Raw genomic sequence first — 24093 nt, 5'->3', positions numbered from 1 at the left:
TCGAGTCTGCCAGTACCGGCGCTGGAATCGACCGGCTCAGCCTGCTGCCCGTCGACGATCGTCACGACGAAACCCGCCGCGCCGCTGCCTGCGCGACCACATCGACGAGCGATTCTGCGGTGCGATCGGATGCGACGACATCCACGCGCAGACCGTAGTGGCGGGCATCCCGCGCAGTACGCGGCCCGATTGCGGCAACCAGCGTGCGTTCAGGAACGGGACCGAGCTGCTGCTGCACCTGCTCGGCCACGCTGCCCGAGGTGACCAGGATGGCTGTGATGCGGCCGGATGCCACATCCGCCACGACCTGCTCCGGCACCGGGATGCCCACGGTGCGGTACGCGACCACCGATTGCACGTGATGTCCCATCGCGGTGAGGCCGTCGGTGAGTGTGGTCTTCGCGATCTCGCTGCGCAGGGTGAGCACGCGCAGCGGAACCACCCCGCGCGTCACGGCAGGCCACTCCTCGAGCATGCCAGCGGCCGAACTGTCGTCGGCCGGCACGAAATCGGCCCGGTAGCCCGCTGCGAGCAGTGCTGCGGCCGTCGTCTCACCGACCGCAGCTATGCGGGTGTTCTGGTGGATGCGCGCCTGATGCGCCGACAGCACGTCGACCGTCGTCGCACTGGTCACCGTGACCCAGTCGAAGTCGCCCGCGGCGAGCCCGGTCAGCGCACGCTCCAGGGCCTCGGCATCGGAGGTGGGGGCGAAGTTGATCATCGGGGCGACGACGGGTGTGCCGCCGTGGGAGCGGATGTCCGCAGCCACGGAATCGCCCCAGGGACCGCCGCGTGGCACGAGAACACGCCAGCCGGCCAGGGGTTTCGGGCCTTGCGTGGGTATGGGGCCGGTGGCGCCCACCGTCATCGGACGTCACCGCCTCGCGTTCCGTCGCCGGTTCGCGGGTTCTGCGCCGGCACGTCCCCGCCCAGCGGGGCCAGTTCGGCAGCACCACTGGCCAGGAGCTCGTCAACGACGCGCTGCGAGGCATCCTTTGCCGCTTCCAGGAGCGCAGCCTGGCCGTTCCCCTCGAGGCTGGTCGCGTGCGACGACGTGAGCCGCTGCGTGCCGTCCGGCTTGTAGACCGTTGCGGTGAGGAACAGCAGGCCGTCCTCGACGAGTGCGGTGGTGCCGAGCGGGGCAGCGCATCCGGCTTCGAGACCCGCGAGAACGCCGCGCTCTGCGTCGACGTTCGCCCGCGTCGTCGCGTGGTTCACGGCGGCGAGCGCCTTCGCGAGCGCTCGGCCCTCTGGCGAGGCATCCTTCTCTCGGCGCGTCTCGAGCGCGAGTGCACCTTGACCGGGAGCAGTGGGCCAGTCCGCGAGCTCGAGATGCTCGGTCGCGGCATCCGCTCGCCCGAGTCGGCCGAGGCCGGCGGCCGCGAGCACGATCGCGTCGAGCCGCCGATCATCGTCGGCGTCACCGAAGACGCGGCCCAGCCGCGTGTCGATGTTGCCACGGATGTCGACGACATCGAGATCCGGACGCAGCGCCTTCAGCTGCGCGATGCGCCGGGGCGACCCGGTTCCCACCCGCGCGCCCTCCGGCAGGGTCTGGAGCGTGAGCCCGTCGCGGGCGCAGAGCACATCGCGGGCGTCCGCTCGTTTGGGCACCGCCGCCAGCGCGATATCCGGATGCTCCGCGGTCGGCAGGTCTTTCAGCGAATGCACGGCGACATCGATCTCGCCACGCAGCAGGGCATCCCGCAGGGCGGACGTGAAGACACCTGTGCCACCGAGCTGCGAGAGCGACTCGGTCGTCGTGTCCCCGTGCGTGGTGATCGTGATCAGCTCGACCTCGAGGCCGGATGCCTTCGCCAGCGAGTCGGCGACCTGGCGCGTCTGCGCCAGAGCGAGCGCGCTGCCACGTGTTCCGACCCGCAGGGCCGTCATCGCGCTGCGACCTTCTCTCCGCGGGCGCTGACCGGCTCGTGGTGAGGATGGACCGATTCGCGCGACCCCCCGACCGGCTCGTGGTCGGGCCACGGACCGAGCTCGGTCACGTGCGGACGTTGCTCGGGCGGAACGTCGTTCAATCGCTCCTCGATCAGGTCGACGAGGCCGGAGACGAAGGCCGGATGCGTCCCCGGCGTCGGAACGCGCGCGGCCCGCAACCCGCTCTCGGCCGCAGTCGTGACGGCCTCGTTGTCGAGGTCCCACATCACTTCCATGTGGTCGCTGACGAATCCGAACGGCACGATGACGACGGCCTTCGTGTGCCCGTCGACGGCGAGGTCGGCGATGGCGTCGTTGATGTCGGGTTCGAGCCACGGCGTGCGAGGGTCGCCGGAGCGCGACTGGTACACAAGCGACCAGGGGATGTCTGCGACCGCCCGGCCCGCATCCGACTGCACGGCGTCGCCGATCGCCTGCGCGGCACGCTCGGCCGCACGCACTGCTGCATGACGCGCCTCGGCATCCGAGATCGCGTGCGCCACGGCGCAGTGCTGCGCGACGTATGCGCCGCCCTTGCCGAACTGCGGTCCGGATGCCTCGGCCGCGGCCGACGGGATCGAGTGCGTCACGAACAGGATGTGGACGTCGTCTCTTGCGACGGCATCCGTTACGCCGTCTGCGGTGTCCGTCGTGAGCTCGGCGACGGCGGACTCGACGCCCTCGATGAGGGGCGTGACGAATCCGGGGTGGTCGAAGTACTCGCGGATGCGGTCGATCGACATGGTGTCGGTCAACCCGTTCTCGGCGAGCGCGCGCTCGAAGTCCTCACGGTACTGGCCGACGCCGGAGTACGACGTGTAGGCGCTGGTCACCAGGGCGAGCAGGCGGTCGTGACCTGCTTCATGGGCCTCGCGCACCGCATCTGTGAAGTACGGCTTCCAGTTGCGGTTGCCCCAGTGGATCGGCAGGTCGATGCCTCGGCGGGCGAGCTCTGCCTCGAGCGCCGCCTTCAGCTGGCGGTTCTGCTCGTTGATGGGGCTCACGCCGCCGTGGTGACGGTAGTGATGGGCGACCTCTTCGAGCCGCTCGTCGGGAATGCCCCGCCCGCGCGTCACATTGCGCAGGAACGGGATGACGTCATCCTGACCCTCCGGGCCGCCGAAGCTGGAGAGCAGGATCGCGTCGTATGTCGTCATTGCAAGACCTCGGGAATGTCTGTCACAGGAATACGCCGACCCGTGTAGAAGGGGACCTCTTTGCGCACGTGCCTGCGGGCATCCGTCGCGCGGAGATCGCGCATCATGTCGACGAGATCGACGAGATTGTCTGACTCCATCGGCAGTAGCCATTCGTAGTCGCCGAGTGCGAAAGCGGCGACCGTGTTGGCCAGGACCGAGCGGAACGCCGCACCCTTCCGGCCATGGTCGGAGAGCATGCGACTGCGCTCGGCGTCGGGGAGAAGGTACCACTCGTAGCTGCGGACGAACGGATAGACCGTCAGCCACTCCCGCGGCTCGATGCCCTTGAGGAACGCGGGCACGTGGGCCTTGTTGAACTCGGCCCCGCGATGCACGCCCATGGCGTTCCACGTGGGGAGGAGGTCGCTCAGCAGCTTCGTGCGCTTGAGGCGCCGCAGGGCCGCCTGGAGCTGCTCGGCCACCGGTCCGTGCAACCAGATCATGATGTCGGCGTCCGCCTTCAGCCCCGAGACGTCGTAGAAGCCGCGCACCGTGACGCCATCGGCCTCGACCTCGGTCACTGCGGACGCGAGTTCCGACGCCGCCCACTCCACGTTCGTCTGTTCGAGGTTGAGCGGACGCAGCGGGTCTCGTCGCAGCACCGCCCAGAGTGTGAACCCATCGGGCTGCTCGGCCGTCGACCCGTGCTCTTCGGGCTTCGGGACGGCATCCGTCGGGTGGTCGGATGCTTCGGGGGTGCTGTTCGTGCTGGGGGAATCGGACGCCGCATCGGCAGCCGCCGGGTGTGTCATGGCATCCAGTCTCCCCCGTTGTCCGCTGAGCAGCAAAAGCAGTGGTGGGGCGCACTCCTGCGCACGACGAGCAGTGGCGGCGCAGTCAAGCCCTTGGCCTTCAACACGTTTGGACGCATGCTGAACAAACCTGACGAAATCACTGGGATGAACCGAATAAAACTGCTCCTCGTGGTGTTGATAGGTACAAATGTCTGAATCGTTGAAGAACTCCAGCCGTATCGCGGAGCAGTCCTCCACGAGCACGACCCCTCGCCGTAAGCGCCCGAGCCGCGCCAAGGCGAAGCCGATCATGGATGCCCGCGCCAAGGTGATCTCTGCGTTCCCGTGGGCGCAGAACCTGTCGTACGTCGAGCAGCAGCAGTTCGCGGACGAGCTCGCGCACCACCCGCGCGACCTCCCGAACGGGCAGCTCGAGGCTTTGATCCTCTCCTGGAAGAACCGAGCACGCCGCGTCGCATGACGCCTACGGGTCACGTGACGCCTACGGGTCGCGCGACGCCTACGGCTAGCCGAGCCATGACGGCATCCTCGGTCCGAAGTGGGTCATAAGGCTGTACGCGAGCAGGTCTGATGGAGACCTGCCCGCGTCGGCGAGATAGGCCTGCGCCACCGCCCGCTGACCGCGGGACCGACGTAGCCGGGCGACCGCGCAGAGGAGTGGTGGACGGTACGGCGCAGGCGCGTGGGTCGGTCGCGTTTCGGCTACCCGCTCCGGGCCACCGATTGCGGCGATCAGTGACCGAAGATACGTTCGATTAATAGTCGGGTCCGACTCTCCGTCCCCAGCTGGTATTTGCCCGTACTTTCGCACAACGGGGCATCATCCGTCGTTGCTACGTTCGACAGTGTGCGGTAAATTGGAAGCATGCTCGCCAACGTCGAACGGCTCAGGGACACGACCTCTCGTGTCTGTGCATCTTTGACGTTCGCTAGCACCGATTCCACAGGTGAGGACCGCGATACGACACAGACGAACACCGAAGAGCCCACCCTGATCGAGTCGATCGATCTGCTCGCCGATGAGGTGCTGGCTAGGCTCATCACGGATGCCTCCCGCGCCCGCGCGGAATTCGACACCGTATTAACTGCGGCGGCCGGAGTCGCGGCGAAGCGATCCGAGAGAGTGCTGGGGCATGCCGGGCTGGCGCAACGGAACGGCCACCAGAACGCAGTGCGATTCGTGCAGTCGCTTACCGGCGCTAGCCGGGGCGAGGCGTCCCGTCAGGTGCGGCTGGGCGGAGCGATGGGTGAGGTGGATGCCGCCGAACGAGCATTGCGAATGGCCGAGGGATCGGAAGGCGTCCTTGGCGTCGAGAGTGACGGACCGGCCGGTGACGGACCGCAGGGGGACGCCGGTGACCATCGTGACGGCTCAGCCTCGAGTCCCGCTCCATTGCCGTGGAATCACCCGATCGTCGCTGCGGTGAGTGCGGGCATCCTTTCGCCTGCTGCCGGCGATGCGCTCGCGCGAGGTCTCGGTGAGCCGAGCTCGACCTGCGACGGCGAGACCATGCGGCTCGCGGCGGGCGAGCTCGTCGAGGAGGCGAAGTCAGCGCACGTCGATGAGATCTTCGGCCTCGCGCGGCGCAAGCGCGACGAGATCGACCCGCAGGGCGTACGTGAACGGTGGCAGCGCCGATATGACAATCGTTCCTGGACCATGCGCCGCAATCAGGACGGCCAGTTGACAGCTCACGCTGTTTTCGACGACGAGTCCGGCGTGTTCGTGACAGAGCTCCTCGATCTGGCCCTGAGCCCACGGAGGGGCGGTCCTCGATTCGTCTCAGAAGATGATCGCCGCTGGTCGAACGAGCTCACGACCGATCCGCGCAGCAATGAGCAGTTGGCGCTCGACACGGTCATGGATGTCTTGCGCAGCGGCGCCGAGGTGGATGCATCGACCACGCTGCGCACGCACCGGCCCGCCGTCCGCGTCATGGTCACCCGCGATGACGACGCTCCCCAGGGAGTCGCCTTCGGCATCGGGCACCTCGAGGGGAGCGTCGACGCTGTTCCGCTTTCCGTTGTCGAGACGCACCTCTGCGACGCCGGCACCGTCGAGATTCACACCGACCGGGGCGGGAGTGTGCTCGATCTTGGCCGTGAGAGCCGCCTGTTCAACGGCCGACAGCGCACCGTTCTCAAGGTGCGTGACGGAGGATGCGTATGGCCGGGATGCGATCGACCACCCTGGAGCACCGAGGCCCACCACAGCGAGGAATGGTACGCCGATCACGGCAAGACCGACATCGCCGACGGAGTCTTGCTGTGTCGTTTTCACCATCTTCTGCTCCACAACAACGGCTGGAAGATCGGCAGAGACGGCGCCCAGTACTTCCTGAAGCCCCCGAAGAGCGTCGACCCGTCACAGGCCCCGATCGCACTCAGCACCAAGTCATCTGGCTGGGCTCATCATCGAAGGCTCGCGAAGCGACGGCCGCCAGGCGAACGAGCGACAACGTTCGCGCGAGGCGTCCTTACGGGTGGCGTGAAGTAGCCGCCAACCTTACCGGCAGCGTGAAGTAGCCGCCAACCGCTGGCGGTGCAAGCATCTGCCGCACGATCAACTGCAGCCGCAACCTGCGGCGCGACGACCTGAAGGCGCCGCCTACGGGGCCGCTACCGGGAATGAACCACATATCGCGCCCGCGATCCCCGCGTGACGACCCGCCGCGCGCGACCTCCCGCACGCGAGCGCCGCGTCACGACCCGCCGCGCGACCTCCCGCACGCGAGCGCCGCGTCACGACCCGCCGCGAGACCTCCCGCCGCGCGACCTCCCGCACGCGACCTGCCGCGGGCAAACGCCTACGGCGCCACAACCTCGCGCACAACGGATGACTGTTCCAGCATCACGCCCTCGAAGAACGACCCGAGTTCGTCGGTCGCCGTGAGCGGCAGAACGTGCGCGACGTACTGGTCCGGACGCACCACAACGACGACACCGTCTCGAGAAAGCTCACGTGAGTCGAAGATGTCCTCTCCCGGGCCGGACGCGTACACCTTCTCCCAGTCGGTCAGACCGAAGGGACCGGTCTGCGGCCTGAAGACGGCAGGCACCTTCGCGGTGTCCACCTCGTCGTAGTTCTGCTGGTAGATCGCCTTCACATCGAACACAGCGTCCACATCGATGTCCGACGGAGTGAACCGCCGAAGCGGCGAGTCCGGGGCATCCAGCAGCCATTCCGCCCAGTCGGTAAGAGCCGACGGTTCCCCCGCGGCCGCGGCATCCGCGAACGCGTATATGCGCCACCGTCCATCGGCACGAGCATGGTGGCCAAGGTGCTGGATGTTCCCGTCGCACACCCGCACCACCTCCGCCGACTTGAAGCGCTTGCCGATCGGGAACCCAGCGGCGAGCTCCTGGTGCGTCGACTCGCCGGTGATCATCGACGGCTTGTACTGGGTGAGGAACCCGGACGGGAAGTCCGAAGTGCGCACGTAGAAGTCCGCAAGCTCCTGTGGGTCCGCGAACTCCTCCGGCTTGCGCGCCATCAGGCTCGACCACTCGCGGTCGAAGTCGATGAGCTCCTGCGCGACAGGCTGCCGCTCGGCGGAGTACGTCGCCAGCAGCGACTCGGGGCTGCGGCCGGAGAGCACGTTGCCGAGCTTCCAGCCCAGGTTGAAGCCGTCCTGCATTGACACGTTCATGCCCTGGCCGGCCTTGGCGCTGTGCGTGTGGCAGGCGTCCCCCATCAGAAAGACGCGCGGGGTGCGATCCGACCCCTCCGGCACGTCGTCGAACTTGTCTGTGACGCGGTGCCCGACCTCGTACACACTGCTCCACGCGACCTGCTTCACGTCGATCGAATACGGATGCAGGATCTCGTTCGCCTTCGCGATGATCGCGTCGATCGGCGTGTTCCGAACCTGGTGGTTGTCGTCATCGGCCACCGCGCCGAGATCGATGTACATGCGGCAGAGGTAACCGCCTTCTCGCGGAATGTGCAGGATGTTGCCCGCCTCGGCATTGATCGCGCACTTGATGCGCCAGTCGGGGAAGTCGGTGTTGACCGTGACATCCATCACGCCCCACGCATGCCGCGCGAACTCACCGAGGTGCTTGCGCCCGATCGCGTCGCGCACCCTGCTTCGTGCGCCGTCGCCACCGGCGACGTACTTCGCGCGCACGGTGCGCTCCTCGCCCTCCCGCTCGCCTGCGCCGTAGCGGATGCGCACCTCGACCGGATACTCGCCGCTTTCGTGCACGGTGAGCCCGAGGAACTCGACGCCGTAGTCCGGCAGAATGCGTCCTGGCCCGTGCGCCGCAGCCTCGGCGAAGTAGTCGAGCACGCGCGCCTGGTTCACGATCAGGTGCGGGAACTCGCCGATGTGCTTGGCGTAGTCCTCGGTGCGGGACGTGCGGATGATGTTGGCCGGGTTCTCGGGGTCGGGTCCCCAGAAGTTCATGTAGGCGATGTTGTAGGCCTCGGCGATGATTCGCTCAGCGAAGCCGAACGCCTGGAACGTCTCGACGCTGCGTGGCTGGATGCCGTCGGCCTGTCCGAGCACGAGCCGCCCGGGGCGCTGCTCGATGAGCCGCGTCGTGGCATCCGGGAACTGCGACAGCTGCGCAGCCAGCAGCATGCCGGCGGGGCCCGATCCGACGATCAGAACGTCGACCTCGTCGGGGATCTCCTCGGGCCGGTCGACTCCAGTGCCCGCCGCTGGCAGGACGGTCGGGTCGCCCGAGACGTATCCGTGATGGTGGAACTGCATGGAGTGGATCCTTCCTCGGACATCGATGTCGAGGTTGCGGCGAACCTGGCCTTGTTCTATATTCGAACGGCGCGTTCTACTATTGAACACATCATAGAATTCGGATGATTGCGACGCAACTGGGCGGAGGGAGCGACCACGTGACCGACACCGGGACCCCGACCCCCGCGGCAACCGCTCTCGCGACTGCCGCGACGACTGCACCGGCGTCGCAGACCCTGAGCCGAGGCATCCGCATTCTCGAGGAGCTCGCGGATGCCCGCGTGCCGCTCACGGTCGACGAACTCGCACGCCGGCTCGGCGTGCATCGCTCGATCGCCTACCGATTGCTGCGCACGCTCGATGACCATGGCCTCGTCATGCGCGAGACCGACGGACGCTACGCACTCGGCGCGCGTCTCGCGGCTCTCGCGATGGCGGCGGTGCCCGACCTGCAGGCAGCGAGCGTTCCCGAGCTGAACGCGGCGGCCGACGACCTGGGCATGACCTGCTTTCTCGCCGTGCTCGATCACGAGGAGTGCGTCACACTCGCCAGCGTCGAACCCCGGCACGCCGTGGCGTCGGTGGCGCAGCGTCCAGGAGCCAGGCATCCGGTGTGGGCGGGCGCGCCGGGAAAGGCGTTGCTCTCGATCATGCAGGAGAGTGAGTGGCCGACCGCCGTTCCCCCTCATGTCGCACAGGATGTCGCCGAGGCGCGGGAGCGTGGCTGGGCGACGAGCCATGACGAAGTCATTCCGACGTTGAAGTCCGTCTCGGTCCCGTTGCGACTTCGGGGACGCCGGCGGGCCGCCATCGCCGTGGTCTACGTCGGCGAGGCGACCGCGCCGGAGCGGATCGCCCGCCGACTGCGCGACGCGGCCGACGCCATCCGCGACGCTCTGGGCGAATAGCGCCGATGCTCGAGTAGCCCGCAGCAGCGCCGGCCCGCTAGGCCTTCGACAACCCGTAGACCGGGCTGGCGTTCTGCTCAGCCTCGTGCTCGGGACCCAGCGGGATGCCCGTGCGGTCGCGCAGCAGCAGTGTGGCGGCGAGTCCTACGAGCGTCATGCCGGCGAGGTACCAGGTGATCCCGACCGTCGAGTGGGTGGACTGGAAGATCGCCTGCGCGATCATCGGCGAGAACGCGCCTCCCACGATCGCGCCGATCGCGTAGGAGATCGAGACCCCGGAGAACCGGATCGAGGCGGGAAAGAGCTCGGCATACATCGCCGCTTGCGGTCCGTAGGTGAGTCCTAGTCCGATCGTGAGACTCGCCAGTGCGACGAAGAGCGACCAGACGGTGCCCAGGTTGGTGAGCGGGAACAGCAGGAACACGCCGATCAGTTGAAGCACCCAGCCCAGGATGTACGTGTTGCGGCGGCCGAGCTTGTCCGACAGCCATCCGGCAACCCACGTCGCGATCAGCCACGTCACTCCTGAGGCGGCGACGACCCAGAACACGGGGCCGGGATCGAGCCGGATGGCGCCCTTCGGGTCCGTCGCGTAGTGCTGCACGTATCCACCTGTGGTCATGTATCCGACGGCATTGTTGCCCGCGAACACGAGCGCGGCGATGATCACCACCAGCAGATGCCTGCGGAACAGCTGCGCTATGGGCATCCTCGTCTCTTCCTTGCGCTCAGCGATCTCGCGGAACACCGGGCTCTCGTCGACACGACGACGCACCCAGTACCCGACCCCGATCAGCACGATCGACAGCAGGAACGGCACCCGCCATCCCCACACGAGGAACGCGTCGCCCGGTGCGACGAGAGCCATGAGCGCCAGCACGATGGATGCCAGCAGCAGCCCGATCGGCACGCCGATCTGCGGAGACGCGCCGAAGACGCCGCGCCGCTTCCTGGGCGCGTGCTCGACCGCCATCAGCACGGCACCGCCCCACTCCCCTCCTGCCGAGATGCCCTGGACGACGCGGAGCAGGATGAGCAGGGCCGGCGCCCACACGCCGATGACGGCGTGGGTGGGCAGCAACCCGACGAGCGTCGTCGCAATGCCCATCAGCAGGAGCGTGATGACCAGCATGGGACGCCGGCCGATCTTGTCGCCGAAGTGGCCGGCGAGGAACGCGCCAAGCGGACGGAACAGAAAGCTCACGCCGACGCTGAAGAACGAGACGATCTGGGCGAAGTCCGGCCCCATCGGCTCGAAGAAGAGGTTCGCGAACACGACTCCGGCCGCGAACGCGTAGATGAAGAAGTCGTACCACTCGACCGTCGTTCCGACGACGGTCGCGACGACCACGCGGCGCCGATCGACGGCTGCCCGGATGGTGCCTGTCGGGGTGAACCCCGATGCGGCTGATGTGCTCATGCGACTGACTCCCTTGTCATGGATAGTGGTGGCCTGACTCGCTCCGCCGGATGCCTGACCCGGCACGCTCGTGAGCGGTCCCGCGGGACTGTCGGTTCTCACAGACTGCGCCGATCATATACGATTTGAGATACAATGCAATGGCGCGTCGAGGGGGTCGCGCCTGGCAGAACGCGCCAGAGCACCGACGGGAGAATGCAGGTCATGACCAGCGAAACCACCGCAGCGAATGGGGCTCCGGCAGACGCACGATTCGGCGCGCTCCCGTCGCGCCCCGGCAAGATCGTCGCCGTTCACCTCAGCTACGCGTCGCGTGCGCAGCAACGCGGACGCCGCCCGGCCGCGCCCTCCTACTTCTTCAAGCCCTCCAGCTCCGTGCAGGCATCCGGTGGCGAGATCGTGCGTCCGGTCGGCACCGAACTGCTCGCCTTCGAGGGCGAGATCGCACTCGTCATCGGTACGGATGCCCGGCACGTCTCGCTCGCCGACGCCTGGCAATACGTCGGCTGGGTCACGGCCGCGAACGACTTCGGGTTGTACGACTTGCGCGCGAACGACAAGGGATCCAACGTGCGCTCCAAGGGCGGCGACGGGTACACGCCGATCGGCACTCGGCTGATCGACGCTCGAACGATCGATCCGCAGTCGCTCCGGCTCCGCACGTGGGTGAACGGCGACCTCGTGCAAGACGACACGACCGAAGGCCTGATCTTCCCGCTCGCGCAGTTCGTCGCCGACCTCTCCCAGCACTTCACGCTCGAGGCGGGCGATGTCATCCTCACCGGAACGCCAGCCGGATCATCCGTGGTGCAGCCCGGCGACGTCGTCGAGGTGGAGGTGGATGCACCGGCCGCGGCTGAGCATCCGTCGTCCGGTCGCCTCGTCACCACCGTCGTGCAGGGCACGCGCGGCTTCGATCCCGAGGTCGGATCGCTCCCGGCCGTCGACGACACGCAGCGCGCGGAGGCATGGGGATCGCTCGAGGCGGCGGGGCTGGCGGGTGCCGAGCCCGCGATCGCGCCCGCGTCAGCGGATGCCGCAGCAAACGAGCGCGCCGGGGAGAGCGACCGATGAGCGAGGCACTCGTGACGACCGGTCCCTCGCATCCGGTGGGCAAGCCGGCCGCCGGCAGCAAGTCGGAGCAGGCCTACGCGTACATCCGCGAGCGCATCGTCGACCACCGGTACAGCCCCGGCTACCGGCTCGTGCTCGGAAGCATCGCCGACGAGAACGGCATGAGCGTCGTCCCGGTGCGCGAGGCGATCCGGCGGCTGGAGGCCGAGGGCTTCGTCACGTTCGAGCACAACGTCGGCGCGCGGGTCGCGTTGGCCGACGAGAGCGAATACACCTACGCGATGCAGACCCTCGGGCTCGTCGAGGGCGCGGCAACCGCCCTCTCCGCGCCGTTGCTCACCGACGCCGACCTCGACCGTGCGCTCGAGATCAACGAGCGGATGCGCCGGATGCTCGGCGAACTAGACCCGCACGAGTTCACCCGGCTCAACGAGCAGTTCCATTCCGTGCTGTTCGAGCCGTGCCCGAACCCGCACATCCTCGAACTCGTGCACCGAGGCTGGGGACGGCTGCGCGGCGTGCGGGACTCCACGTTCTCGTTCGTGCCGCAACGCGCCACCCACTCGGTCACGGAGCACGAAGAGATCGTGCGGCTCATCCGCGAGGGCGCCGACGCCCTCGACATCGAACTCGCAGCCCGCTACCACCGCTGGCGCACCCTCGACGCCTTCCTCGCCGCGCGGCATCCGGAAGCCGCAACGCCGTCTTCACCGACCCCGCTCCACCCACCGGAGGAACCATGACCGACACCACTGCCGAACTCGCCGCCCGGCACATCCCGCACGACCTGCCCGAGCACATCCAGCACTACATCGACGGCGAGTTCGTCGACTCGGCCGACGGCGACACGTTCGACGTGCTCGACCCGGTCACGAACGAGACCTACGTGCGCGCTGCCGCCGGCAAGAAGGCCGACATCGACCGCGCCGTCGCCGCCGCCCGCCGCGCGTTCACCGATGGCCCCTGGCCGCGGATGCTCCCTCGCGAGCGGTCCCGCGTGCTGCACCGCATTGCCGACATCGTGGAGTCCAGGGATGCCCGCCTCGCCGAGCTCGAGACCTACGACACCGGTCTGCCCATCACCCAGGCGCTCGGCCAGGCGCGTCGTGCTGCGGAGAACTTCCGCTTCTTCGCCGACCTGATCGTGGCGCAGGCGGATGACGCGTTCAAGGTTCCCGGCCGCCAGATGAACTACGTCAACCGCAAGCCGATCGGCGTCGCGGGCCTCATCACCCCGTGGAACACGCCGTTCATGCTCGAGTCGTGGAAGCTCGGCCCCGCGCTCGCGACCGGCAACACCGTGGTGCTGAAGCCGGCGGAGTTCACGCCGCTGTCGGCATCCCTCTGGGCAGGCATCTTCGAGGAGGCCGGGCTCCCGAAGGGCGTTTTCAACCTGGTGAACGGACTCGGTGAGGATGCCGGCGACGCGCTGGTCAAGCATCCGGACGTGCCGCTCATCTCGTTCACCGGTGAGTCGAGCACCGGGCAGCTGATCTTCGGCAACGCGGCACCGTTCCTCAAGGGACTCTCGATGGAGCTCGGCGGCAAGAGCCCCGCCGTGGTGTTCGCCGACGCGGACCTCGACGCCGCCATCGATGCCACGATCTTCGGCGTCTTCTCGCTGAACGGCGAGCGCTGCACCGCAGGCTCGCGCATCCTCGTGCAACGGGATGTCTACGACGAGTTCGTCGAGCGCTACGCGGCGCAGGCGAAGCGCGTGGTCGTCGGCTACCCGCACGAGAAGACCACCGAGGTGGGTGCTCTCGTGCATCCGGAGCACTACGCGAAAGTGATGAGCTACGTCGAGCTCGGCAAGCAGGAGGGCCGGCTTGTGGCCGGCGGCGGACGACCGGATGGCTTCCCCACCGGCAACTTCATCGCGCCGACGGTGTTCGCGGATGTTCCGCCGGCCGCCCGCATCTTCCAGGAGGAGATCTTCGGTCCGGTGGTGGCCATCACGCCGTTCGACACCGACGAGGAAGCCCTCGAGCTCGCCAACGGCGTGAAGTACGGCCTCGCCGCCTACGTGTGGACGAACGATCTGAAGCGCGCCCACAACTTCTCACAGTCGATCGACGCCGGCATGGTGTGGCTCAACTCGAACAACGTGCGCGACCTGCGCACGCCGTTCGGCGGAGTGAAGGCATCCGGTCTCGGCCACGAGGGCGGATACCGCTCGATCGACTTCTACACCGACCAGCAGGCCGTGCACATCACGCTCGGCCCCACGCCGAACCCCACGTTCGGCAAGAACTGACCAACCACCTCAACACCACCCGTTCAGGTCGCACTTTTTGTCGCTTGGATTCGCGTTTACCGACAGAAACTGCGACCTGAACGGGAAAGACAACACGCAAGGACGCTGACCATGACCCACCGCGACGACATGACGCTGACCTCGTCGGGCTTCTACGTCTCCCAGGAGGCGCCGATCGAGTGCGCCGACCCGACGCCGACGCCGCAGGCGACTCCGCCGGACATCCTGCGCTGCGCCTACATGGAACTCGTCGTGAGCGACCTGAAGCGCTCTCGCGACTTCTACGTCGACGTGCTCGGTCTCACGGTGACCGAGGAGGACGAGAACGCCGTCTACCTACGCTCGCTCGAGGAGTTCATCCACCACAACCTCGTGCTGCGCCAGGGCGACGTGCCGGCCGTCGCCGCGTTCTCGTACCGCGTGCGCACTCCTGAAGACCTCGACAAGGCTGTCGCCTTCTATACGGAACTCGGATGCCGCGTCGAGCGTCGCACAGACGGTTACGTCAAGGGCATCGGCGACTCGGTGCGCGTCACCGACCCGCTCGGCTTCCCGTACGAGTTCTTCCACGACGTCGAGCACGTCGAACGGCTCGCCTGGCGCTACGACCTCTACACTCCGGGTTCGCTTGTGCGGCTCGATCACTTCAACCAGGTCACGCCCGACGTGCCGCGTGCGGTGAAGTTCATGCAAGACCTCGGCTTCCGGGTGACCGAAGACATCCAGGACGAGGAGGGCACCGTGTACGCGGCCTGGATGCGCCGCAAGCCCACCGTGCACGACACCGCCATGACCGGCGGCGACGGACCGCGGATGCACCACGTCGCGTTCGCCACCCACGAGAAGCACAACATCCTCGCCATCTGCGACAAGCTCGGCGCACTTCGCCGCTCGGACGCCATCGAGCGCGGCCCGGGACGCCACGGCGTCTCGAACGCGTTCTACCTCTACCTCCGCGACCCCGACGGCCACCGCGTGGAGATCTACACGCAGGACTACTACACCGGCGACCCCGACAACCCGGTCGTCACCTGGGACGTGCACGACAACCAGCGTCGCGACTGGTGGGGCAACCCCGTCGTGCCGAGCTGGTACACGGATGCCTCACTCGTGCTCGACCTCGACGGCAACCCTCAGCCGGTCCTCGCCCGCACCGAGGCCAGCGAGATGAGCGTCACCATCGGCGCCGACGGCTTCTCGTACACCCGCGGCGACGAGGGCCAGCAGTCCATGCCCGAGTGGAAGCAGGGCGAGTACAAACTCGGCCACCAGGTGTAGCGGCAGGCTCCATATCTCGTGTCCGACGGCGTATTCGTCCTGCTTGCCAACAAATTCTCCGCATTTGTCTTGTGATCCAACAAATGCGGCGTTATGTTGGCGAAGTCGTCGCCGTGTGATCAGCGGACCGTCGTCCGTCCCACGGCATCGACTCTCGATGAGGAGGAAGTTGTGCGCAAGGTTCGGGATTCGTACAAGGCTGATTCGGGCAGTCGGCCGCCGGAGATTTCGCGTCGTACCGTCATCCAGGCCGGGGCAGCCGCGGCGGGACTCTCCGTCGTTGGACTGTCGTCGCTCGGTCTGGCGGCGCCGGCGTTCGCTGCGCCGAGCGACTCTGGTCACGGCTACAACGTGGCCCCGTTCGGCCCGGTGGACGTCGTACCAAGCACGACGGGCGGGCTGTCCTATGCCCGTGCGGTGCGGTTCGGCACTTCTGGCCCGGGCCAGCCCCGTCCGCTGCTGGCCACCTACCAGAGCTTCGGCGGCACGCCGTTTCCGCTCTACCGCAGCAACGACGATGGTCAAACCTGGGCTCAGCAGGGCAGCATCCTCGGCGCCGGCGCGCCCGCCGGGATCTACGTGCAGCCCTACCTGTACGAGCTTCCAAGAGCTTTCGCTGGACTGCCGAAGGGCACGCTGCTTTTCGCATGCAACTACTGGGCGATCGATACCTCACAAGGGTTCAGGTTCACGAGCACCAACATCCAGCTGTACGCAAGCACCGACGGCGGCACGAGCTGGAGGTTCCTGAGCACTGTCGCTCAGGGCGGGCCACCCAACACGACGAACGGTGCCACGCCGGTATGGGAACCCTTCCTGCTGCTGCACAACAACAACCTGATCTGTTACTACTCCGACCAGCGTGACCCGAACTACGGGCAGAAGCTCGCTCACCAGACCAGCACGGACCTGCAGACATGGGGCCCGGTCGTCAATGACGCCACCGGCACGACGTACGCGGAACGGCCCGGTATGACGACCGTGGCGCGTCTGCGCGGCGACCTGTGGATCATGACGTACGAGTTCGGTGAGCCCGACGACCCCGCCAACCCGGACCAGAACAACTACACGTACCACGTGCACTACCGGATCGCGAAAGACCCGGAGTCGTTCCGGTTCTCCACCGACACGCCGCTCGTTCCGCCGGAAGGGAGCACCGCACCCAACGGTGCCCCCGTCGTGTCGTGGTCACCATACGGGGGCGAGAACGGAACGATCATCGTCACGGACAACGACGACGCCGACTTCTTGATCAACCGCGACCTGGGTGACCCCACCAAATGGACGCGGCTCTCCTCGCCGATGCCGGCCGGATACAGCCGGTTCACGATGCCACTGGACGAGCCCCTCTATTCGCAGGACCCCGGTCTCCTCTTCGTCATTACGGGAGCGCAGTACGGCGAACCTGGGGGTGTCGAGGCGGGGATCATCTCGCTTGCCGACGGAAACGTCGGTGGCGGTCCGCGGGCCCGCAGCTCGAGTTCACCAAGCCTGAACCGTCAGGCTTTCGTGCAGAACGCGATCGCGAACTTCCGCGCGCAACACTCGGGCCAGTAAGCGCCGGCGCCGGTCCAGTGGGCGTGAGCCTCCCGCTGGACCGGCGCCGCAGCATTTGGGCTGCTCGTCAGCGCCGGAAGACCCGCACAGCGAGCCAGACGGCGCCTGCGGCCGCTGCTGCGAGCGCCACACCCACGGCGGCGAGGCCGAGCGGGTTCTCCTCGGCGGCGATGCGGATGCGCTTGGGCACGTTCAGCTTGTCTTGGAGGGCATCCAGAGTCGCGGCGAGCTCCGCGCGAGCGGCGGCCACGTCAGCAGCGGGGCTGGAGCCCTTGCCCTTCTCCGCATCGCGCCGGGCGCCCTCCGAGACGGTGCCGGATTCCACAGGCTCAGTGGTCATAGTCGCCCAGCCCCCTCACCGCATTGACGTCGCGCTTGACGCTCTCGATCGTCTCGGTCGGCGCGGGCGGCATGCCCCGTCGCAACGAGAGCATTCCGACGAAGCCGAAGATCCCGGCCAGGATCAGCAGGCCGGCCGCCACGATGAGTGCGGCGAGCCAGGCCGGCAGGGCGACCGCGATGCCGAGCACCGCCGCGGCCACGAGCACGCCGAGCATGAAGAACAGCAGTGCACCGGCCACGACGAACATGCCGATGCCGATCCCGAGGCTGATGGCCTTGCGGACCATCTCGGCCTTGAGCTGTGCGAGCTCCGCCTTGAGCAGCGCGACCACGAGGCCGGGAAGATCCCGCAGCAACTGGATCAGCGAACGCTTGTCCCGCAGCCCACGGTCCCCGATGGTGGACGGCCGCATGCCCGGCGACTGCGGGTTCTGCGAACCCGACGGACGAGCACTCTCGGACATCAGGATGCCCGCCCGCCCGATCCTGAGCCTCCGGACCGCGTGCGCCGCTGCCCCGACCTGGCGGCCGTCGTTGCCGACTCGTCCGTCGGCGCATCCGTCTTCGAGGCCGACCCGTTCGACTTGGACGCCGAACCGTTCGACTTCGTGACGGCCCGCTTGATGTTCTCGGTCACGACCGTGCCGAGGTCACCGATGCGATCGGCCGTGTAGTCCTGCACGGAATGCACCTGCTTCCGTACGACCGGCGAGTCCCACACCTTGAGCCAGGCGGACTTGATCTGCTCGTACCTCTGCCGTCCGGCCCGAGTGCCGAGCACGTACCCGGCTCCCAGCCCGACGACGAAGAGAACCTTGCCTTTCATGGTGCCCCCGCCCCTGCAGTGTTCGTCTTACGACGCTCGATGTTCACACCGACCGATCGCCCGATCAGCCGTTGCCGGTCAGCGTCTTCCAGCGTAGTGCGCGGATGCGTTCGGCGGCCTTGCGGGCATCCGGAACCACCGATGCGAGCCCGGTTCCCGTCAGCCAAGAGCCCGTCACCTCGAGTCCTTCCACCCCTTCTACCGCGCTGCGCACCCGGTCGATTCGCTCTCGCTGCCCTTGCGCGGCAACGGGAGGAGCGTTCGTCCAGCGCACTGCATCCGATCCGACGACACTAGATTCCGCTAGCGGAATATTCAAGAGGGTTGACGCGTCGGCGATAGCGCGCAAGCGGATGCCCTGCTCGTCCATTCCCGCCAGCGGGCTGGGCGATCCGGCCCGTCCGTACGACAGCCGGAGCACATGGCGGCCGGCGGGGAGCTGCTGCGCGACCCACTGCCACTTCGCGGTGACGTGCGTCAGCGCCTTCGCGGCTACCTGGCTCCGCGACACGGTCTCTGCCACGAGCATTCCGGTGCCGCGGGGCGCTGAGTCGAGGCGCGAATCGTCCACCACGAGCGTCACGATGTCGACCGTCGACGGGTTCGGCCAATTCAGCTCGGCGAGTGACGTCAGCGAATCGGATGCCCGTGCCAGCAGCGGCAGCGCCGCCTCCGCGGGTGCCGCCACCAGCACGACGTCGGCGTCGAGCGTCTCCCCGTCGGCGAGCTGTACCAGCCACCGGCCCGGCCGTCGCGGCGGTTGTGCTGGCGCCGCGGTGCTCACCGATTCCCCACGTGCGTCTCCGAAGGCCGCATCGACGGATGCGGCGAGCGCCTCGGTGTCCGCGCGGGACGCGTGCTCCTGCGTCCCGCTTCCATTCCCAGACCGGTCGGCTTCGGCTGAAGCGTCCTCCCCGCCGGGACGCAACCCGACCACCTTCGACCCGGTGCGCAACACGGCGCCGCGGGCACGGGCATCCGCCGCCAGCACGTCGATGAGCCTGGCCATGCCGCCGACGAGTCCGCCGACCGCGGAGCCGGCCTTCGCGTTCTCCCGCAGAATCGAGACGCCGCCGGAGAGCGAGCCGGTGCGGGTGATGGCCGCGTTGAGGCCGGGCGCGGCGACGGCCACGTCGAGTTCGTCGGGCGACGCCGAGTACACGCCCGTGGTGACCGGAGCGACCAGGTTCTGCAGCACGGACTCCCCCATGCGACGTCGCACGAGCACCCCGAGGTTGCGCTCCTCGCCGATCTTGAGCACGGGCATCAGCCGGTCGAGGTACGCACGGAACGCGCCACCCCAGCCGATCGCGGCGATAACGTCGCTCGCCAGCGGCGAGCTCGGGATGCCGAGCAGCCCTGCCTTCGGCATCGGCACTGCGCGTCCAGGGAGTTGAAGCCAGGCACCCGCGGCCAGCGGGGACACCACGTCGTCGGTGAGCCCGAGCTCCTCGAGCAGCTCGGCCACGTGACCGCCGCGGGTGGCGAAGCTCTCGGCGCCGGCATCCAGCTGGATGCCCGCGACCTCGTGCCGCGCGACGCTCCCGCCGAGTTCCTGACGTTCCTCCAGCACGGTCACCTCGAAGCCGGGCCGCGCGGTCTCCCGTGCGGCCACCAGCCCCGCTGCGCCTCCGCCGATGACGACGACGCGGGTCGGCTCGTCGCTGATCGCGTGCTCGAGCGCCTCGCGAACCCTGCGCTCCTGCTCCGGCGAGAGCGACGCCGGGTCGGATCCGCCCGCGCGTCGGGTGCTCCGTGGGCTCATGTCGGCAACCCGTGCACGAGTTCGACGATGCGGGTGAGAACGGCCGGGTCCGTCTCGGGCGGCACACCGTGTCCGAGGTTGACGACATGCGACGGAGCGCTGCGCCCGCGCTCGACCACGTCGCGCACGTGCGCCTCGATGATCGGCCACGGAGCGTCCAGGTAGGCGGGGTCGATGTTGCCCTGCAACGGAACGATGTTGCCCAGCCGCCTGCTCGCCTCGTCGAGCGGCACCCGGTAGTCGACGCCGACCACGTCGGTGCCGATGTCGTGCATGGCCCTCAGCAGCTCGCTGGTGCCGACGCCGAAGTGCACGATCGGCACGTTGCGCCTGACGGGCATCCCGGTCACCGGGTCGGATGGCTCGTCCGGATCGGGATACGAGAGGTCGCGCACGTACGAAAGCGCGCGAGCGGATGCCGGTGCGACATGCCGCGTGTAATCCTCCAGCGACAGCGCGCCGGCCCACGAGTCGAAGAGCTGCGCCGCGCTGGCCCCGGCCAGCACCTGGGTGCGGAGGAACGTGCCCGTCACGTCGGCGGCCCAGGCCATCAGGGCGTGCCAGGCATCCGGATCCGCGTGCATGAGCGTGCGCGCACGAATGTGGTCCTTCGACGGACCGCCCTCGACGAGGTATGCAGCGAGCGTGAATGGTGCGCCGGCGAATCCGATCAGCGGAATGTGTCCGAGCTCGGCGAGACCGCTGACCGTCTGCCGCACGCCCTCCGCCACGGGGGCGAGAGCATCCGGGTCGAGGGTCGGCAGCGCAGCGATGTCTGCCGCCGTCCGTACGGCGGCGCCGAGCACCGGCCCCTTGCCCGGCACGATGTCGATGTCGACCCCGGCCGCCTTGAGCGGCACGACGATGTCGCTGAAGAAGATGCCGGCGTCGACCCGGTGCCTGCGCACCGGCTGCAGCGTGATCTCGCTGGCGAGCGCGGGGTCGAGGCAGGCATCCAGCATGCTCGTCCCGATGCGCAGCTCACGGTACTCGGGCAGGGAGCGGCCGGCTTGACGCATGAACCACACGGGCAGCACGGCGGGACGACGGCCCGAGTAGGCGGTGATGAGCGGCGACCTGGACGTGAGCCCTGCGACGAGCGGATGCTCCGCCGCAAGTTCCTGCGAATCCTCGGTCGTCTGCCTGCTCTGCATATGCTGCGCGGTCGGCTCGGATGGCGCGGCCGGTTCGGGTGACGTCACACGCTCGATTGTCCCATCCGTCGCTGGATGTCCCGCCGTCCGAATACACAGAGACACCGGCGTACCATCGAACGCGTGCTTCTCTGCTTCACCGCGAGCCATCGCACGGCCGACTTCGAATTGCTCGAGCGGCTCGAACGGCACGCGGGTGACGTCGACGCGGCACTGCGAGCGCGCACGGATGCCTTCGCGGGGTCCGTCGTGCTGGCCACCTGCAACCGGTTCGAGGCCTACCTCGACGTGACGGATGCCGCCGCTGCCGATGCCGCGCGCCTCGCGCTCGCCACCATCGGCGACGCCACCGGCGTCGCGCCCGAAGAGCTGAGGGCATCCACCACGGTGGTCCGCGACCATGGCGTCGCCGACCACCTGTTCTCCGTGGCCAGCGGCCTCGAGTCGCTCGTCGTGGGCGAGGGCGAGATTGCGGGCCAGGTGCGCCGGGCGCTCGAGAAGGCGCGCAGGCACGGCAGCGCGACGAGCGACCTGGAGCGGCTGTTCCAGAACGCGTCGCGGGTCTCGCGCGAGGTGAAGAACGGGACGAAGGTCGGCTCGGCCGGTAGGTCGATCGTGCGACTCGCCCTGGAGCTCGCCGCGAGCCGGATCGCGGACTGGGCGAGCGCGAACATCCTGCTGGTCGGCACAGGCAACTACGCGGCCACGACCCTGAAAGCGCTCCGCGACCGCGGCGCCGAGAACGTTCGGGTGTGGTCGCGTACCGGACGCGCACAGGCGTTCGCCGTGAAGCACGACATCGAAGCGGTGGAGCGCGATGGACTCGTCGAGGCGGTGGCTGCGGCCGAGCTCGTGGTGACGTGCAGCGTCGCCCCGACCGTGCTGCTCGACCGCGAACTCGTCGAGCAGGCCAGTCATCGGCCGGATGCCGTGGTGCACCGTCTCGTGATCGATCTCGGGCTGCCTCGCAATGTCGACCGCGACGTGGCGTGGGTGACCGGCACCGAACTGCTCGACCTCGAGACGATCGGTCTGCACGCGCCGCTCGAGGACTTCACCGCGACCGACCGCGCCCGAACGATAGTCGGTGACGCCGCAGCGGAGTTCGCGGCCAAGGGCGACGAGCGCGAAGCCGAGCCCGCCGTGGTCGCCCTGCGCACGCACGTGTTCGGCCTGCTCGAGGCGGAGATCGAACGTGCTAGGCGGCGCAGCGGCTCACCGGAGCAGGCGGAGCAGACCGAGGCAGCGCTGCGGCACCTGGTCGGGGTGCTGCTGCACACGCCGTCCGTACGAGCCCGCGAGCTGTCGCGCGACGGCGACGCGGACGCTTTCATCGAGGGCGTGAACGCCGTCTTCGGGCTCGATTCGGAAGCGCGGCCGACCCTGCGTATCGTTGCGGACGAGGGCCAGGCATCCTGATCCGAGCGACTCGGATGCCGTCAGAGACGACGAGGGGACTTCAACAACACATGACTTCCGAGACGACGAACGACGCCGGTCTGCTGGCTCTGCCCTTCGAGACGCGGGAGATCTCCACCGAGCGGTTGCGACTGCGACCGCTGACGAAGAGCGATCTGGAGAGCCGCAGCGCGAATTACCAGAAGCGCACCGATGTCGTGCGCTACCTGCGCTGGGAGGTACACGACCACGACGAGCCGGCGAAGAACCTCGAGAAGCGCATCGCACTTCAGCGACTGGCGCACGACGGCGACGGCCTCATCTTCGCGGTCGAGTTGTGCGCGACGGATGGCTCCGATGAGCACCGCGTGATCGGGGACGTCAGCCTGTTCGTGAAGAGCGCGAAGGATGCCCAGGTCGAGATCGGCTGGGTGTTCCATCCGGCAGTGCACGGGCGCGGCTTCGCCACGGAGGCGACCACGGCGCTGCTGAAGGTGGCGTTCGACGAACTGGGCGCGCACCGGGTGTACGCGGAGCTGGATGCCGCGAACGAGGCATCCGCTCGGCTGTGCGAGATTCTCGGGATGACACGCGAGGCACTGCTGCGTGACCGCGACCATGTGGACGGCGAGTGGCGCGACGTCGCCATCTTCGGCCTGCTGGACCGCGAGTTCGCGGCAACGCAGGCCGTTACCGCCTGACTCCGGGCTCTCGAAGGGACATTCGCGCGCGCCTGCCCCGGTCGTGACCTGCATCCGTGCACCATGGGTGGATGAGCGATCAGCAGGGATTCCCCGAGCCGTTCGGCGACGCGGATGGCGGTGGGTCCGGCGGTCCCGACGGACCGAACAGGGGCATCCGCGGGCGCACGGTCGCCATCATCGTGCTGGCCATCGTGGTCGTTGTGCTCATCATCGTGGTCGCCTCGCTCGTCTACGCCCAGAGCGGCAAGGTCACGCCGACGTCGAGCCCGACTGTGACGACATCCAGCCCGACTCCCACACACAGCAGCACACCGACGCCGACGCAGACATCCGGTGCGGTGGCGACGTGCTCGGTGAGCGACCTCTCCGTGACGCTCGGCTCGTTCAGCGGCGCGGCCGGAAGCGACTACGTGCCGATCGTCTTCACGAACACGTCGTCGAAGCCGTGCGAGCTGCATGGCTTCCCCGGTGTCTCGTTCGTGGGCAAGGGCAACGGAACACAACTCGGTGCCGCGGCCGACTGGGACCAGTCCAAGCCGATCGTGCAGAACACTCTGCAGCCGGGCTCCGCCGTCGCCGCGAACCTGCGCATCGTGCAGGCGGGCAACTACAGCTCGAGCGAATGCCAGCCGCTCGCCGCCGACGGTTTGCGCGTCTACCCACCGCACTCCACGAAGTCGGTCTTCGTGAAGGATGCCAGCCTCACCGCGTGCCAGAACGACAAGGTGCATCTGCTCACGGTGGTCTCCCCCGTCGCCCCGCACTAGGGAGTCGCCGATAGCCTTCTCGGACGCCGCACTCCACGGTTCAAGTCGCGCAGA

The 24093-nt window shown here is 68.1% G+C and carries 22 protein-coding genes and 1 pseudogene; 12 read left to right on the top strand and 11 right to left on the bottom strand.

Annotated elements, in window-relative coordinates:
- Positions 1 to 61: 61 nt before the first annotated feature.
- From ACYVII_RS12135 to hemQ, 4 genes are read right to left on the bottom strand one after another with little or no spacing between them, the layout of a single operon-like run.
- Complete coding sequence (locus tag ACYVII_RS12135; protein WP_460535327.1) at positions 62 to 868, bottom strand: uroporphyrinogen-III synthase; 807 nt, start codon at positions 866 to 868, stop codon at positions 62 to 64.
- Positions 865 to 1893, bottom strand: coding sequence for a hydroxymethylbilane synthase (gene hemC / locus ACYVII_RS12130; protein WP_460535325.1), 1029 nt, complete (start codon positions 1891 to 1893; stop codon positions 865 to 867). Before hemC ends, ACYVII_RS12135 begins: the two co-directional genes overlap by 4 nt.
- Positions 1890 to 3092, bottom strand: a complete 1203-nt coding sequence (locus ACYVII_RS12125; RefSeq protein ID WP_460535323.1) for a ferrochelatase — start codon at positions 3090 to 3092, stop codon at positions 1890 to 1892. The genes hemC and ACYVII_RS12125 overlap by 4 nt, the downstream gene beginning before the upstream one ends.
- Positions 3089 to 3886, bottom strand: coding sequence for a chlorite dismutase family protein (gene hemQ / locus ACYVII_RS12120; protein ID WP_460535321.1), 798 nt, complete (start codon positions 3884 to 3886; stop codon positions 3089 to 3091). Before hemQ ends, ACYVII_RS12125 begins: the two co-directional genes overlap by 4 nt.
- Before the next feature lie 18 nt (positions 3887 to 3904).
- Here hemQ and ACYVII_RS12115 point away from each other — a divergent pair, with 18 nt between their 5' ends.
- The 3 genes from ACYVII_RS12115 (at position 3905) to ACYVII_RS12105 (ending at position 6386) form a co-directional block, all read left to right on the top strand.
- Positions 3905 to 4084: a hypothetical protein gene (locus ACYVII_RS12115; protein WP_460535319.1), complete on the top strand. Its 180-nt coding sequence runs from the start codon at positions 3905 to 3907 to the stop codon at positions 4082 to 4084.
- Positions 4077 to 4349 (top strand): hypothetical protein, encoded by a 273-nt coding sequence (locus ACYVII_RS12110; RefSeq protein ID WP_440292978.1) that lies wholly within the window; start codon positions 4077 to 4079, stop codon positions 4347 to 4349. The genes ACYVII_RS12115 and ACYVII_RS12110 overlap by 8 nt, the downstream gene beginning before the upstream one ends.
- Before the next feature lie 405 nt (positions 4350 to 4754).
- Positions 4755 to 6386: an HNH endonuclease signature motif containing protein gene (locus ACYVII_RS12105; RefSeq protein WP_460535317.1), complete on the top strand. Its 1632-nt coding sequence runs from the start codon at positions 4755 to 4757 to the stop codon at positions 6384 to 6386.
- 310 nt (positions 6387 to 6696) lie between these two features.
- On the opposite strand, the gene ACYVII_RS12100 is transcribed toward ACYVII_RS12105, so the two are convergent.
- Positions 6697 to 8607, bottom strand: coding sequence for an FAD-binding monooxygenase (locus tag ACYVII_RS12100; protein ID WP_460535315.1), 1911 nt, complete (start codon positions 8605 to 8607; stop codon positions 6697 to 6699).
- 140 nt (positions 8608 to 8747) lie between these two features.
- Between ACYVII_RS12100 and ACYVII_RS12095 the strand changes: the two genes are divergently transcribed.
- Positions 8748 to 9497 (top strand): IclR family transcriptional regulator, encoded by a 750-nt coding sequence (locus ACYVII_RS12095; RefSeq protein ID WP_460535313.1) that lies wholly within the window; start codon positions 8748 to 8750, stop codon positions 9495 to 9497.
- Between the two features lie 37 nt (positions 9498 to 9534).
- Here the strand turns inward: ACYVII_RS12095 and ACYVII_RS12090 are convergent, their stop codons facing one another.
- The gene (locus tag ACYVII_RS12090; RefSeq protein WP_460535311.1) at positions 9535 to 10917 is read right to left on the bottom strand and encodes an MFS transporter; all 1383 of its coding nucleotides are present in this window, start codon (positions 10915 to 10917) and stop codon (positions 9535 to 9537) included.
- A 204-nt stretch (positions 10918 to 11121) separates the two neighbouring features.
- Between ACYVII_RS12090 and ACYVII_RS12085 the strand changes: the two are divergent.
- The 5 genes and pseudogenes from ACYVII_RS12085 to ACYVII_RS12065 all read left to right on the top strand — a co-directional run.
- Positions 11122 to 11943, top strand: a pseudogene (locus ACYVII_RS12085) (fumarylacetoacetate hydrolase family protein); the annotation flags it as partial.
- 44 nt (positions 11944 to 11987) lie between these two features.
- Entirely contained in the window at positions 11988 to 12734 is a 747-nt protein-coding gene (locus ACYVII_RS12080) for a GntR family transcriptional regulator (RefSeq protein WP_460535309.1), read from the top strand.
- Positions 12731 to 14248, top strand: coding sequence for an aldehyde dehydrogenase (hpaE, locus tag ACYVII_RS12075; RefSeq protein ID WP_460535307.1), 1518 nt, complete (start codon positions 12731 to 12733; stop codon positions 14246 to 14248). The genes ACYVII_RS12080 and hpaE overlap by 4 nt, the downstream gene beginning before the upstream one ends.
- A 111-nt stretch (positions 14249 to 14359) precedes the next feature.
- Positions 14360 to 15526 carry a 3,4-dihydroxyphenylacetate 2,3-dioxygenase gene (hpaD, locus tag ACYVII_RS12070; protein WP_460535305.1) on the top strand — a complete coding sequence of 389 codons (1167 nt, stop codon included), beginning with the start codon at positions 14360 to 14362 and terminating at the stop codon, positions 15524 to 15526.
- A gap of 171 nt (positions 15527 to 15697) precedes the next feature.
- A complete protein-coding gene (locus ACYVII_RS12065; RefSeq protein WP_460535303.1) occupies positions 15698 to 17083 on the top strand; it encodes a sialidase family protein in 1386 nt (461 codons plus the stop codon).
- A 67-nt stretch (positions 17084 to 17150) separates the two neighbouring features.
- Here the strand turns inward: ACYVII_RS12065 and ACYVII_RS12060 are convergent, their stop codons facing one another.
- From ACYVII_RS12060 to hemE, 5 genes are all read right to left on the bottom strand, one after another.
- The gene (locus tag ACYVII_RS12060) at positions 17151 to 17423 is read right to left on the bottom strand and encodes a DUF3618 domain-containing protein (RefSeq protein WP_460535301.1); all 273 of its coding nucleotides are present in this window, start codon (positions 17421 to 17423) and stop codon (positions 17151 to 17153) included.
- Positions 17413 to 17889, bottom strand: coding sequence for a phage holin family protein (locus ACYVII_RS12055; protein ID WP_460535299.1), 477 nt, complete (start codon positions 17887 to 17889; stop codon positions 17413 to 17415). The genes ACYVII_RS12060 and ACYVII_RS12055 overlap by 11 nt, the downstream gene beginning before the upstream one ends.
- On the bottom strand, positions 17889 to 18251 hold the full coding sequence (locus ACYVII_RS12050) for a YtxH domain-containing protein (RefSeq protein ID WP_460535297.1): 363 nt from the start codon (positions 18249 to 18251) through the stop codon (positions 17889 to 17891). The genes ACYVII_RS12055 and ACYVII_RS12050 overlap by 1 nt, the downstream gene beginning before the upstream one ends.
- 64 nt (positions 18252 to 18315) lie before the next feature.
- Positions 18316 to 20016 (bottom strand): protoporphyrinogen/coproporphyrinogen oxidase, encoded by a 1701-nt coding sequence (gene hemG / locus ACYVII_RS12045; RefSeq protein ID WP_460535295.1) that lies wholly within the window; start codon positions 20014 to 20016, stop codon positions 18316 to 18318.
- Positions 20013 to 21170, bottom strand: coding sequence for a uroporphyrinogen decarboxylase (gene hemE / locus ACYVII_RS12040; RefSeq protein WP_460535440.1), 1158 nt, complete (start codon positions 21168 to 21170; stop codon positions 20013 to 20015). The genes hemG and hemE overlap by 4 nt, the downstream gene beginning before the upstream one ends.
- 123 nt (positions 21171 to 21293) lie before the next feature.
- Between hemE and ACYVII_RS12035 the strand changes: the two genes are divergently transcribed.
- From ACYVII_RS12035 to ACYVII_RS12025, 3 genes are all read left to right on the top strand, one after another.
- Entirely contained in the window at positions 21294 to 22589 is a 1296-nt protein-coding gene (locus ACYVII_RS12035; protein ID WP_460535292.1) for a glutamyl-tRNA reductase, read from the top strand.
- Positions 22590 to 22639: 50 nt separating this feature from the next.
- Entirely contained in the window at positions 22640 to 23269 is a 630-nt protein-coding gene (locus ACYVII_RS12030) for a GNAT family N-acetyltransferase (RefSeq protein ID WP_460535290.1), read from the top strand.
- A gap of 71 nt (positions 23270 to 23340) precedes the next feature.
- Positions 23341 to 24039 (top strand): DUF4232 domain-containing protein, encoded by a 699-nt coding sequence (locus ACYVII_RS12025; RefSeq protein ID WP_460535288.1) that lies wholly within the window; start codon positions 23341 to 23343, stop codon positions 24037 to 24039.
- Positions 24040 to 24093: the final 54 nt, after the last annotated feature.

The sequence above is a fragment of the Humibacter ginsengiterrae genome (assembly GCF_054780115.1).
The sequence above is the reverse complement of the archived record's forward strand: the minus strand, read 5'-3'. Positions and strand labels throughout refer to the sequence as shown.

Coding starts and splice junctions, on each gene's coding strand:
- ACYVII_RS12135 (WP_460535327.1), bottom strand. CDS start 868: ATGACGGTGGGCGCCACCGGCCCCATACCCACGCAAGGCCCGAAACCC.
- hemC (WP_460535325.1), bottom strand. CDS start 1,893: ATGACGGCCCTGCGGGTCGGAACACGTGGCAGCGCGCTCGCTCTGGCG.
- ACYVII_RS12125 (WP_460535323.1), bottom strand. CDS start 3,092: ATGACGACATACGACGCGATCCTGCTCTCCAGCTTCGGCGGCCCGGAG.
- hemQ (WP_460535321.1), bottom strand. CDS start 3,886: ATGACACACCCGGCGGCTGCCGATGCGGCGTCCGATTCCCCCAGCACG.
- ACYVII_RS12110 (WP_440292978.1), top strand. CDS start 4,077: ATGTCTGAATCGTTGAAGAACTCCAGCCGTATCGCGGAGCAGTCCTCC.
- ACYVII_RS12105 (WP_460535317.1), top strand. CDS start 4,755: ATGCTCGCCAACGTCGAACGGCTCAGGGACACGACCTCTCGTGTCTGT.
- ACYVII_RS12100 (WP_460535315.1), bottom strand. CDS start 8,607: ATGCAGTTCCACCATCACGGATACGTCTCGGGCGACCCGACCGTCCTG.
- ACYVII_RS12090 (WP_460535311.1), bottom strand. CDS start 10,917: ATGAGCACATCAGCCGCATCGGGGTTCACCCCGACAGGCACCATCCGG.
- ACYVII_RS12080 (WP_460535309.1), top strand. CDS start 11,988: ATGAGCGAGGCACTCGTGACGACCGGTCCCTCGCATCCGGTGGGCAAG.
- hpaE (WP_460535307.1), top strand. CDS start 12,731: ATGACCGACACCACTGCCGAACTCGCCGCCCGGCACATCCCGCACGAC.
- hpaD (WP_460535305.1), top strand. CDS start 14,360: ATGACCCACCGCGACGACATGACGCTGACCTCGTCGGGCTTCTACGTC.
- ACYVII_RS12060 (WP_460535301.1), bottom strand. CDS start 17,423: ATGACCACTGAGCCTGTGGAATCCGGCACCGTCTCGGAGGGCGCCCGG.
- ACYVII_RS12055 (WP_460535299.1), bottom strand. CDS start 17,889: ATGTCCGAGAGTGCTCGTCCGTCGGGTTCGCAGAACCCGCAGTCGCCG.
- ACYVII_RS12050 (WP_460535297.1), bottom strand. CDS start 18,251: ATGAAAGGCAAGGTTCTCTTCGTCGTCGGGCTGGGAGCCGGGTACGTG.
- hemG (WP_460535295.1), bottom strand. CDS start 20,016: ATGAGCCCACGGAGCACCCGACGCGCGGGCGGATCCGACCCGGCGTCG.
- hemE (WP_460535440.1), bottom strand. CDS start 21,170: ATGCAGAGCAGGCAGACGACCGAGGATTCGCAGGAACTTGCGGCGGAG.
- ACYVII_RS12030 (WP_460535290.1), top strand. CDS start 22,640: ATGACTTCCGAGACGACGAACGACGCCGGTCTGCTGGCTCTGCCCTTC.
- ACYVII_RS12025 (WP_460535288.1), top strand. CDS start 23,341: ATGAGCGATCAGCAGGGATTCCCCGAGCCGTTCGGCGACGCGGATGGC.